This is a genomic window from Mesorhizobium sp. P2_B5 (assembly GCF_056404775.1).
Genome location: NZ_JBFUDJ010000016.1, coordinates 105,156 through 116,422 on the forward strand (window position 1 = coordinate 105,156; position 11,267 = coordinate 116,422).

Consider the following 11,267-nt stretch of genomic DNA (forward strand, 5'->3'; position numbering starts at 1 on the left):
TGGCTGCACTGCAACATAGGAAGTGACGGACTGGAGTTTCCATGTTAGAAACACCGAAATGAACTACAATTCGTCCAAAGCCGCTTTACCCGCGTCCGGCGACCCGCTGACCGATATGCTGCGCGGCTTGCGCCTCGACGGTGTCGACTATGGCCGCTGCGTGCTTGGCGAACCCTGGGCCGTGTCCTTTCCCGCGCAGAAAGCGGCGCGGTTCCATTTCATTGGACAGCAAAGCTGCTGGCTGTTTTCGCCGTCGAAGGAGTGGATCGAACTGTCGGTGGGCGACGCGCTGCTGATCCCGCGCGGCGACGAGCATATTCTGGCCAGCGCGCCAGGCGTGCCACCCGTTCCGATCGGCCGCTACTCGATCGAACCGGTATGCGAGAACATCTACGACGTCTCCAACGGCTGCGATGGCTGCAAGACGCTGTTGTTCTGCGGCAGCATGCATTTCAACCTCGACGGCTCGCACCCGCTGCTCGACATGATGCCCAATCTGATGCAGGCGCATAAGCTCATGACCAACGCGCCGGGCATCCAGCATTTGCTCGATGCCATGGCCGGCGAGGTGACGATGGACCGGGTCGGCTCCGGCGGCATTCTGGCGCGTCTTGCCGACGTGCTTGCCGCCACCATCATCCGCTCCTGGGTGGAGAATGGCTGCGGCGATGCCTCCGGCTGGATTGCCGCCGTGCGCAATCCCGATGTCGGCAAGGTGCTCGCCGCCATTCACCTGCAGCCCGACCGCGACTGGACAGTCGAGGCGCTGGCAAGGCTGATGGGCGCCTCGCGCTCCGCCTTCGCCCAGCGCTTTGCCACCGTCGTCGGCGAAACGCCGGCTAAATACGTGCTGCGTGTGCGCATGCACCGGGCCCGGCAATGGCTTACTCGCGACGGTTTGAGAGTGTCGGTGGCAGCGGCGAAACTGGGTTACGATTCGGAAGCTTCCTTCAGCCGCGCCTTCAAGCGGGTGATGGGCGTCGCACCGAGCCATCTGCGCAACACCGGCGGCGGCGACATCCTCCCGTAAGATTCGGGACGTCCCGCCAGCCCCACTGCGGCTGGAGAAATTGCCAAACCTTTTGGACGGCATGTCATTGCACGCGAGACCAACCTCCATAGTCTGGCAGGCGGAGGAACCCACCATGTCCAGTCGCTCTGCGTTTCTAGCGCTCGCCATTCTGTGCATCTTTCCCGCTCGCGCCTTCGCCCTCGAGGACAGCTACCTGCCGGCCGACAAGATCCCCTATGTCGCCGAAGTGCCGGACCAGCCGCATCGCCTTGGCCCATTATGGGGCGAGCGGGCCAAGGGGCCGGCCGGCACGTTGCTGAAAGTTCCCGGCAACTGGCGCGCGCCGGTCCATGCGCACACCGCCGACTACCGCGCGGTGGTCATAAAGGGGCTGTGGGCGCATTGGCAGATGGAGGGCGGCGAGGCGAGCAAGGTCGAACTGCCGCCGGGATCTTTCTGGACCCAGAAGGCCAATGAGATGCACGACGACGCCTGCCTGTCGGAGACCGAGTGCGTGATCGTGCTGATCAACGACACGCCCTACGAGACCTATTTCCAGAAATAGAAGGCGCCTGCAGATTTTCGCCAGAGGATTGGCGCCGGCTTAAGTCTGCAGGAGAGCCTAGCTGGCGTGCCGCAAGCTCACGCCGCTGCCCTTGTCGAACAACACGACCTTGTCCGCATTCCAGGCGAAGCGCACCGATTGCTCGATCGCCACATCGGTTCGCGCCGGCACGGTGGCGCGCAGCATCGTGTCGCCGACCCTGAGCGTCAGGATCTTTTCCACGCCATGGTTCTCGACGTCATGGACGCGTGCCTCGACCGGCGCGCCGCTTTCGAGATAGACATCCTCCGGACGGATGCCGAAGACGAGTGGGCGCCCTTCCGTCGCCGCGCCCGTCTTGGCTCCCCCTAAAGCTTTGGCTCCCCCTGAAAGCGGCAGCTCGAAATTCATCGGCGCCATCACCGCGCGATTGTTGACCAGCCTGCCGTCGATGAGGTTCATCGGCGGCGAGCCGACGAAGCTCGCCACATAGGTATCGCGCGGATTGTTGTAGATCTCGTGCGGCGTTCCGGTCTGGACGATACGGCCGTGGTTCAAGACGCCGACCTTGTCGCCCATCGACATCGCCTCGATCTGGTCGTGGGTGACGAACAGGAAGGTGGCGCCGAGCTGTATCTGCAGGTTCTTCAGCTCCGTCCGTAGCGCCTCGCGCAGCTTGGCGTCGAGCGCCGACAGCGGCTCGTCCATCAGGAACACGCGCGGCTTGCGCACGATGGCGCGGCCGATCGAGACGCGCTGCATCTCGCCGCCCGAAAGGCGATCGGTCTTGCGGTCGAGCAGATGTTCGATCCGCAGTGTCTTGGCGGCCCGCGCAACGCGATCCTTGATCTCGGCGTCGGGCAGCCGGCGGATCTTCGGCTTCAGCGGGAATTCCAGGTTCTCGCGCACCGTATAGCGCGGATAGAGCGAATATTGCTGCAGCACCAGTGCCACGTCGCGCTCGGCCGCACCCCAGTCGGCGACATCGACGCCGTCGATGAACACCTGGCCTTCCGTCGGCTTTTCGAGGCCGGCGACCATGCGCAGCGTCGTCGTCTTGCCAGCTCCCGTCTCGCCGAGCAGCACGAAGAACTCGCCATCGGCGATCTCGAGATTGAGCCCGGTCAGCGCCGTGTGGTTGCCGAAGCTCTTGGAAATGTTCTTGAGCTGGATATGCGCCATCAGAGCCTCACCCCAAGCGACTTGCCGCTTGCCGTGTCGAAGAAATGCGCCTGCGTCGGATCGATCCTCGCGAAGACCTTTTCGCCGGGGCCACCGACAAAGCCGCTCTTGGTGCGGGCGCGCAGCATCTTGGTGCCGACCTTGAGGTCGACAATGTCGAAGGAGCCGAGCGGCTCGACGATCTGCGTCTCGACCTGCAGAAAACCTTCCGCCGCTTCATGGCGCACCAGCACGCCTTCGGGCCGGATGCCGAGCGCCAGCTGGCCGCCGGCATGGCCGTTGAGCTTGGACAGAAGCGCCCGCGGGAATTCGAAACCGGCGGCAGCACCACCGACGGTGACCGAGGCCGAGGACGCTGTTTCTGCGACCGACGCATCGGCGACATTCATCACCGGGCTGCCGACGAACTGCGCGACGAACAGATTGGCCGGGTGCGAATAGACCTCGTCCGGCGAGCCGACCTGCTGCAGCACGCCTTCATGCATGATGACGATGCGGTCGGCGAGGCTCATCGCCTCGATCTGGTCGTGCGTGACATAGATGGTGGTCGAGCCCTGCTTGATGTGCAGCCGCTTGATCTCGGCCCGCATCTCCTCGCGCAGTTTGGCGTCGAGCGCACCGATCGGCTCGTCCATCAGCATCGCCTTCGGGCGTCGCACCAGCGCCCGGCCGATGGCGACGCGCTGCATGTCGCCGCCCGACAGCGCCGACGGCTTCTTGGCCAGGAGGTCGGTGATCTGCAGCGTCTTGGCAACGGAGCGAACCTCGCTGTCGATCTCGGCCTTGCTCTTGCGGGTGGCGCGCAAGGGGAAGGCAATGTTCTCGTAGACGCTCATATGCGGATAGAGCGAGAATGACTGGAACACCATGGCGATGTCGCGGTCGGCCGCCTTCAGATGCTGGACCGGCTTGCCGTCGATGAGGATATCGCCCTCGTCGATCGTCTCCAGCCCGGCAATGGCGCGCAACGTCGTCGTCTTGCCGCAGCCGGACTGGCCGAGCAACACGATGAATTCGTTGTCTGATATTTTTAAGTTGAGGTCCTTGATGACCTGGACGGCGCCGAAATATTTCTGGACGCCGCGAAGCTCGATCTGGGTCAATGCTGCGCCCCCGGATTTCCCGTTTGTCCGGTGCCGGCCTTCTCCTCCGGTGCGATCTTCGACGTGATGTTGAAGCCGATCAGGCCGATCAGGATGATGGTCACGCCGTAGCGGTGCAGCAGCAGGTTCCATGGTTGGCAGAGCGCGATGATGCCGAGCACCATCAGGATCTGCGAGCCGGGTTCGAGATATTTCTGGTTGATGGCTCGAAAGCTCATTTGCGGATCGCTCCGAAGGACATGCCGCGCAGAAGGTGGTTACGCAGCAGGAAGGTGAAAATGGCAACCGGCAGCAAGAACAGGAAGGTTCCGGCGGCAATGACCGTCCAGTCCGGCAGGCCGGAACCGACCTGGCTGGGGATGAAGGGCGGCGCCGTCTGCGCGCGGCGGTTGGTCATGATCAGCGCGAAGGCATATTCGTTCCACGCCGTGATGAAGCAGAACACAGCGGTGGCGGCGATGCCTGTGGCTGCCTCGGGCAGCACGATCTTGAAGAACGCCTCCATGCGCGTGTAGCCGTCGACCAACGCTGCCTCCTCGTACTCCTTCGGAATTTCGTCCATGAACCCCTTCATAAGCCATACAGAGAAGCTGAGGTTGAAGGCGGTGTAGAGGATGATCAGGCCCCAGTGCGTGTCGTTGAGGCCGACGGCCCGGTACATCAGGAACATCGGGATCGCGACCACCACCGGCGGCAGCATGCGCGTTGACAGGATGAAGAAGAGCAGGTCCGCCTCTCCCTTCACCCTGAAGCGCGAGAAGCCGTAGGCGGTGAAGGTGCCCATGCCGACTGCCAGCACTGTCGACGTTATGGCCACGATCAGCGAGTTCATGAAGCGACTCGGATAGCCGGACCATTGCACCTGGCCCTTGCCGTCGCGCACGATCTTTTCACCGCCGTCGAAGACGACGCGCTCCCACCAGGGCGCTGCCGCATACTCTTCCGGCGTCGGCGCGCTGCGCAGTTGCGAGCGCTTGGTGAACAGCTTGACGAAGGGCGATATCTCCGGCTGGAACACCACCGTCGGCGGGATCGTGGTGGCTAGGTTGCGCGGCTTGAACGCCGTCGAGGCAATCCAGTAGATCGGCGCGAGGAAGATGATCGTCACCAGCAGGACGGCGACGATGGCGACGCGATTGAACCCGATTTCGGAAGAAGTGCGGACGGCGGCCATCTCAGCGCTCCTTCACCTTGTTGAGGTATTTGACGTAGATGTTGGTGATAGCCAGCACCATGATCAGCACGATGTAGGCGAGCGCGCAGGAGCGCCCGGTCTGCCATTCCTGGAACGCCATCTTGTAGAGCCGAATCGAGATCACCTCGGTGGTTGGCTGGCTGGTCAGGATGTAGGCGAGATCGAAGGTCTTGAACGCCTCCATGGTGCGAAAGATGATCGCGATCATCAGAATCGGCGCGACCAGCGGCAGCGTAATGCGAAAGAACGTATAGAACGAGCCGGCGCGGTCAATCGCCGCCGCCTCGTAGAGGTGCTTCGGCACTGCCGACAGGCCGGCAAGCGACAGCAGCATGACGAAGGGCGACCACATCCAGATGTCGGTGATGGCAACCGCGTAGAGCGCCATGTCAGGGTTGGACAGCCACTCGAAATTGCCGAGGCCGAGTGCATAGTTGATGACACCCCATGATGGATCATAGAGCAGTTTCCAGAACAGACCGACGACGGCCATCGACAGCATCATCGGCAATAGCAGCAGTGTCGTCAGCAGGCCCTTGAGCGGGATATCGCGGTTGAGCAGCAACGCCACGCCAAAGCCGACGATGACCTGGCCGACCACGGAGACGATGACATATTTGGCGGTGATGGCGAAATTCGACCAGATGAATGGGTCGTTGAGCAGTTCGCGGTAATTCTGCAGTCCAACGAAATTAGCCGGCGCCGGGCTCGACGCGCGAAAGTCGGTGAACGAATAGCCGAGCGAATAGAGCAGTGGAAAGATGTTGAAGACGATCAGGAAAACGATCGTCGGAATAATGAAGAGATTTCGGATCGTGAGGTCGCTCATGCCGCGGGCGGCGGAGCGCGAGTTGGGATCCAGCGTGGTCATGACTGCAGTGGCCAAAGCCAGTTCCTTCCTTTGGAAAAGAAAACGGAAGGGGTGGGCTCCCACCCCTTCCGACCGTTAGTACCGTTCACTTCACGCGGTTGTATTTCTTGAACGTCGCGTTCCAGTCCGCGGCGAGCGAATCGAGCACTTCCTTGGCTGTGCCCTGGTTGCCGGTGATGTACGGATAGACGCGTTGGTTCATCTGGATGAGCAGCTCGGCATATTCCGGCGTTGCCCAGAAGTCCTTCACCTTGAACATGGTTTCGTAGAAAGCCTTGTTGTACGGCGTGGCATTCTGGAATTCAGGCGACTCGAGCACCTTGGCGCTTGCCGTGTATCCACCGAGTTCCGCCCACTTCTTCTGCGTCTCGTCCTTGATGAACCATTCCAGGAACTTCATCGCCTCTTCCTTATTCTGGGAATAGGAAATGACGGAGATGCCCTGGCCGCCGAGCGCGGCGAACTGGTCGCCGTTCGGGCCGGGAGGATTGGCGAAGAAGCCGGTGTTCTTGGCATTCGGGTTCGAGGCTTCGTTGATGAGCGCCGGGAAGAAGGCGAAGTAGTTCATGCTCATCGCCGCCAGGTTCTCGGTGATCGCCTGGTTGTCCTCGATGAAGAAGCTCTTGGCCCAACCCGGAGGGGTGAAGGAATAGAGTTCCTTGTAGGCCTCGAGCGCCTTGATGTTCTGCTCGGAGTTGATGATCCCGTCGACCTTGTAAGTGGCATAGTCGCCAAGTTCGCCGCCGTAGGAGAAGATGGCGTTCTCGACGCCCATCACCAGGGCATCATATGAGTTGTCGGTGTAGATGGCGACGCCGTAGCGCTTCTGGTCGGGACGGTGGAAGAATTCGGCAATGTCGCGCAGCGCCTTGAAATCCTTCGGCACGTCGAGATCGTAGCCATACTTGGCCTTGAAGGCCTCCTTTTCCTTGGGATCCTCGAACCAGTCCTTGCGATAGGACCAGCCGACTGCGTCACCCTCGGCCGGGATCGACCAGTACTTGCCAGAGGCCGAAGGATATTCGGCGTAGTACTTGACAGTCGCCGGCGCCATTACCTCCTTCAGATTGTGCTTGTTGAAGAAGTCGGTGAGGTCGACATAGTGCCCGGCTTCGGATGCAGCGCCGATCCACTGCGAGTCGCCGACGACCATGTCATAGGCACTGCCCTTGGCGTTGAACTCGGTGAATGCCTTTGTCTGGAAGTCGGACCAAGGCGTGGTTTCGACCGTGACCTTCACGCCGCTCTCGGCCTCGTAAAGATTGACGAGTTCCTGCAGATAGTTCGCCGGATCCCATTCCGCCCAGAATATGGTGAGTTCCTTGCCCTGGGCGTAAGCGGACGTTCCGCATGCGAGCACTAAGCCGATACCAGCAAGCATGCTGGTCATTGTCTTTCGCATAATAGTTTCCTCCCTTGTGCGCATTCTACCCTTGTCATGCGAGCCGGCTACGAGGCCGGCCCTGGTAGTTCTTCCTGTGATGGCACCGTTCCGGTTCAAGCCTCCTCGCTTGCCCGGGAACGGATCGCAGCCCTCACATTTCGATCCGCCGTGTCAGTCCTAATCTGGTATTACCAATTCCAGATACGCGTCAAGCTCTTTCTTGGGCGCCGGCTACCGGCTCGGCAAGCCGATTCTCGGCGTATCTGCCTGTTTTATCTGAATTTTCCTACTCCTTGATATGAACAGGGCTTGTTTGGGCCTCAGCGCTCCTATTAGTATCAATGGCCATCACGTAAATCTGGTCGAACCAGATTGGCGTTATTTTGCGGCTGCCACCGGTGCGAGCCCTTCTCCTTCGAGTACTGCTTCCGCCATCGCGGCGCGCACCAACACGCCTGCCGCCCATTGCGCGACCGACCGCATCCCGCGGCTGTCGAGCCCCCATATGTCCTTCAGCACGATCAGCACTTCGACGCCGAACATCATCGACAGCGCCTGCGCTAGGCGCTTGAATTCGCGCGGCGGCAGCTGCCCCTTGAGCGGCGCAATTGCATCCTTCAGCAGTTGGACGCGATGACCGCGTGTGAACTGCGGCTCGCCTCCCAGCGTGCCCGCCTGGCGCTGCGCCCACTGGTCGAGCGACAGTTTCAGCGCCGCCTTGAAGGTTGCCTCGAAAGCCTCGATACGCGGCATGGCCGTGTCGAACAATTCGGCGACGCGGCGTTGCGGATCTTTCGAAGCCGATTGCCAGGTTAGGATCGGCCCGAGCCCCTCGTCGACCACGGCATGCACCAGGGCTGCCTGGCTCGGGAAATAGCGATAAGCGGTGGCGCGCGAGACTTCAGCCGCTTCCGCGACTTCGCTCACCGACGGAGTAACCCCCGCCTGCATCAGCCGCGTCGCCGTCTCCAGCATCAGCCGCCTCGTGCGGGCGCGCGGGCCGCGTTCGGCAGCCTCTTTGGCGTCGTCGCCTGCTGCAGCTTGTTGACGTGAGACATCCATGTCAATACGATACGCGCGTCTCAAAAAATTGCAATGGCCTTCGTTCAACGAGGGGGCCGGGCAAGTGAGCGGCGGGCGGCTCAACGCGGGGTCAGCCGGCGACGGGAGAACGCGATGAAACGCATCTATGTGGTGGGCACAGCCGACACCAAGGGCGAAGAACTTGCCTTCCTGGCCGATACGATTGCCGCCACCGGCAGTTCGGTAGCCCGCGTCGACATCGGCACGCGCGGCGCCACCGTGCCGGTCGATATTCCAGCCAGCGAGGTCGCCGCGCATCACCCGGGCGGAGCTAGCGCCGTGCTCGGCATCGACGACCGCGGTACGGCGGTGGCCGGAATGGGCGCTGCCTTCACCAGCTTCATCCAGTCCCGCGACGACGTAGCCGGCATTATCGGCATCGGTGGCGGCGGCGGTACCTCGATTGTCACCTCAGGCATGCGCGCGCTGTCGCTGGGCGTCCCGAAGATCATGGTCTCGACACTCGCCTCCGGCGACACAGCGCCCTATGTCGACGTCTCCGACATCATCATGATGCCCTCGGTGACCGATATGGCGGGACTGAACCGGCTCTCCCGCACGGTGTTGCACAATGCGGCGCAGGCCATCGCGGGCATGGCGTCGAAACCCGCGYCGGCTGCAACCGGCAAACCGGCGCTCGGGCTGACCATGTTCGGCGTCACCACCCCTTGCGTGACGGCCATCGCCGCCCAGCTCCGGGCAAACTACGACTGCATGGTCTTCCACGCCACCGGCACCGGTGGCCGCTCGATGGAGAAGCTCGCCGACAGTGGCCTGCTCGCCGGCGTCATCGACATCACCACGACGGAGGTCTGCGACCTGCTGTTCGGCGGCGTGTTGCCGGCGACGGAAGATCGCTTCGGCGGCATTGCTCGTACCAAGCTCCCCTATGTCGGTTCTGTCGGCGCGCTCGACATGGTCAATTTCTGGGCGCCACCGACCATTCCCGAGAAATATCGCGGCCGGCTGTTTTACGAGCACAATCCCAACGTCACGCTGATGCGCACGACAGCCGACGAATGCCGCAGCATCGGCGAATGGATCGGCGAGAAGCTGAGCCGCTGCGAGGGACCGGTGCATTTCCTGATCCCGGAAAAAGGCGTATCGGCGCTCGACATCGAGGGCGGCGCCTTCTTCGATCCGCAAGCTGACGCCATCCTGTTCGACGCCATCGAGCGAACCATCCAGCCGAATGCCACGCGCCGCGTCACGCGGCTGCCGCTGCACATCAACGATCCACAATTTGCCAGGGTCGCAACCGCGGCCTTCCTCGACATCGCCAGACAGTGAGAGCCCAGACATGGCCGCCATACCGCGCAAGGACATACTGAAGAAGTTTAAGGCGATGATCGCCGACGGCGTGCCGATCGTCGGCGGCGGCGCCGGCACCGGCCTCTCGGCCAAGGCCGAGGAAGCCGGCGGCATCGACCTGATCATCATCTACAATTCCGGCCGCTACCGCATGGCCGGACGCGGCTCGGCCGCCGGCCTGCTCGCCTATGGCAATGCCAACGAGATCGTCAAGGAAATGGCTTATGAGGTGCTGCCGGTGGTGAAGAAGACGCCGGTTCTAGCCGGCGTCAACGGCACCGATCCCTTCGTCATCATGCCGCTGCTTCTCACCGAGCTGAAGACGATGGGCTTTTCCGGCGTGCAGAATTTTCCAACGATCGGCCTGTTCGACGGCAGCATGCGGCAAAGTTTTGAAGAAACCGGCATGGGCTTCGGGCTCGAGGTCGACATGATCGCCGAGGCGCACAAGCTCGACCTGTTGACCACGCCCTATGTCTTCAACCCGGACGAGGCTCGCGCCATGGCACGAGCCGGAGCCGACATCATCGTCGCCCATATGGGGGTGACGACCGGCGGCTCGATCGGCGCGACGTCGGCGAAGTCGCTGGACGACTGCGTGGTCCAGATCGACGCCATCGCCAATGCCGCCCGCTCGGTGCGCAAGGATGTCATCCTGCTTTGCCACGGCGGACCGATCTCGATGCCGGACGACGCCCGCTACATTCTCGATCGCTGCAAGGGCCTGCACGGCTTCTATGGCGCAAGCTCGATGGAACGGCTGCCGGCCGAAGCCGCGATCGCCAGGCAGACGGCGGATTTCAAAGCCGTCACGCTGCACGACCAGAAGAAAAAGGAGGGATGAGAGATGACCGACAAGAGCAAGGTGTTTGTCTACCCGAAGGACGTCAGCGCCTTCGGCTTCGACTGGGGCAAGCTGGCGCTGACGGTCGCTCCGGAAGTGAATGGCGCGACGCGCTTTTCCGGCGGCGTCGTCGACCTGCCCTCAGGCAAGGGCCACACCCGCCACAATCATCCCGGCGCGGAAGAGATCATCTTCGTCATCTCAGGCAATGGCGAGCAGATGGTCGAGGACGACAACGGCAACCCGCTGGTGGCGAAAGTCGGGCCCGGCTGCACCATCTATGTGCCGGAAAGCCGGTTCCATTCGACGCTGAATACGGGTGACGGACCGATGCAGCTCTTCGTCGTTTACTCGCCGGCCGGGCCGGAACTGGTGCTGCGGGAGCTGCCGGATTTCAGGCTGATCCCGGCGGGGCAGTGATCTTCCTGCCGTCCCTCCGCTTGCGGGAGGCCCCCTCATCCGGCCGCTTCGCGGCCACCTTCTCCCCGTTGGGGCCTGTTGCGTAATTGGCTGGTTGTGATTCTCTGAAGGCGAAAGGCCGGGAGAGTCACAATGGCAGTTAAGCGGACGGGTCAGTTGAGCTTGGTGGAGGCATTTCTGGGCGACAAGCTTGCGGGCGGTTCTTCGCCGCTCGACCGCCTGTCGGGGCTGGTGAAGTGGTACCGGTTCGAGAAGCTGCTTAACCGGCTGCGCGATGGCGGGCCGGGTCGGGCAGCCTGGCCGCCACTGGTGCTGTTC

The 11,267-nt window shown here is 62.3% G+C and carries 12 protein-coding genes and 1 pseudogene; 6 read left to right on the forward strand and 7 right to left on the reverse strand.

Features of this window, described 5'->3' with window-relative positions:
• Nucleotides 1-58 precede the first annotated feature (58 nt).
• Together AC1D1N_RS30505 and AC1D1N_RS30510 are read left to right on the forward strand one after the other, a co-directional pair.
• Nucleotides 59-1,030, forward strand: coding sequence for an AraC family transcriptional regulator (locus AC1D1N_RS30505; RefSeq protein WP_477352973.1), 972 nt, complete (start codon nucleotides 59-61; stop codon nucleotides 1,028-1,030).
• A 115-nt stretch (nucleotides 1,031-1,145) separates the two neighbouring features.
• Nucleotides 1,146-1,577: a DUF4437 domain-containing protein gene (locus AC1D1N_RS30510; RefSeq protein WP_436261447.1), complete on the forward strand. Its 432-nt coding sequence runs from the start codon at nucleotides 1,146-1,148 to the stop codon at nucleotides 1,575-1,577.
• 57 nt (nucleotides 1,578-1,634) lie between these two features.
• On the opposite strand, the gene AC1D1N_RS30515 is transcribed toward AC1D1N_RS30510, so the two are convergent.
• The 7 genes from AC1D1N_RS30515 to AC1D1N_RS30545 all read right to left on the reverse strand — a co-directional run bounded on the left by AC1D1N_RS30515 (nucleotide 1,635) and on the right by AC1D1N_RS30545 (nucleotide 8,353).
• Nucleotides 1,635-2,738: an ABC transporter ATP-binding protein gene (locus AC1D1N_RS30515; protein ID WP_436261448.1), complete on the reverse strand. Its 1,104-nt coding sequence runs from the start codon at nucleotides 2,736-2,738 to the stop codon at nucleotides 1,635-1,637.
• A complete protein-coding gene (locus AC1D1N_RS30520; protein WP_477352976.1) occupies nucleotides 2,738-3,841 on the reverse strand; it encodes an ABC transporter ATP-binding protein in 1,104 nt (367 codons plus the stop codon). Before AC1D1N_RS30520 ends, AC1D1N_RS30515 begins: the two co-directional genes overlap by 1 nt.
• Nucleotides 3,838-4,059 (reverse strand): hypothetical protein, encoded by a 222-nt coding sequence (locus tag AC1D1N_RS30525; RefSeq protein ID WP_112396023.1) that lies wholly within the window; start codon nucleotides 4,057-4,059, stop codon nucleotides 3,838-3,840. Before AC1D1N_RS30525 ends, AC1D1N_RS30520 begins: the two co-directional genes overlap by 4 nt.
• Complete coding sequence (locus AC1D1N_RS30530) at nucleotides 4,056-5,015, reverse strand: carbohydrate ABC transporter permease (RefSeq protein WP_112562844.1); 960 nt, start codon at nucleotides 5,013-5,015, stop codon at nucleotides 4,056-4,058. Before AC1D1N_RS30530 ends, AC1D1N_RS30525 begins: the two co-directional genes overlap by 4 nt.
• A 1-nt stretch (nucleotide 5,016) precedes the next feature.
• On the reverse strand, nucleotides 5,017-5,922 hold the full coding sequence (locus AC1D1N_RS30535) for a carbohydrate ABC transporter permease (protein ID WP_112562846.1): 906 nt from the start codon (nucleotides 5,920-5,922) through the stop codon (nucleotides 5,017-5,019).
• A gap of 70 nt (nucleotides 5,923-5,992) precedes the next feature.
• On the reverse strand, nucleotides 5,993-7,309 hold the full coding sequence (locus tag AC1D1N_RS30540) for an extracellular solute-binding protein (protein WP_112562848.1): 1,317 nt from the start codon (nucleotides 7,307-7,309) through the stop codon (nucleotides 5,993-5,995).
• A gap of 360 nt (nucleotides 7,310-7,669) precedes the next feature.
• Entirely contained in the window at nucleotides 7,670-8,353 is a 684-nt protein-coding gene (locus AC1D1N_RS30545; protein WP_352561835.1) for a TetR/AcrR family transcriptional regulator, read from the reverse strand.
• A gap of 114 nt (nucleotides 8,354-8,467) precedes the next feature.
• Between AC1D1N_RS30545 and AC1D1N_RS30550 the strand changes: the two genes are divergently transcribed.
• From AC1D1N_RS30550 to AC1D1N_RS30565, 4 genes and pseudogenes are all read left to right on the forward strand, one after another.
• A complete protein-coding gene (locus AC1D1N_RS30550; protein ID WP_477352980.1) occupies nucleotides 8,468-9,664 on the forward strand; it encodes a Tm-1-like ATP-binding domain-containing protein in 1,197 nt (398 codons plus the stop codon).
• A gap of 10 nt (nucleotides 9,665-9,674) precedes the next feature.
• On the forward strand, nucleotides 9,675-10,529 hold the full coding sequence (locus tag AC1D1N_RS30555) for a phosphoenolpyruvate hydrolase family protein (RefSeq protein WP_436261455.1): 855 nt from the start codon (nucleotides 9,675-9,677) through the stop codon (nucleotides 10,527-10,529).
• A 3-nt stretch (nucleotides 10,530-10,532) separates the two neighbouring features.
• Complete coding sequence (locus AC1D1N_RS30560) at nucleotides 10,533-10,949, forward strand: cupin domain-containing protein (protein WP_436261456.1); 417 nt, start codon at nucleotides 10,533-10,535, stop codon at nucleotides 10,947-10,949.
• Between the two features lie 132 nt (nucleotides 10,950-11,081).
• A pseudogene (locus AC1D1N_RS30565) lies at nucleotides 11,082-11,267 on the forward strand (IS5/IS1182 family transposase); the annotation flags it as partial.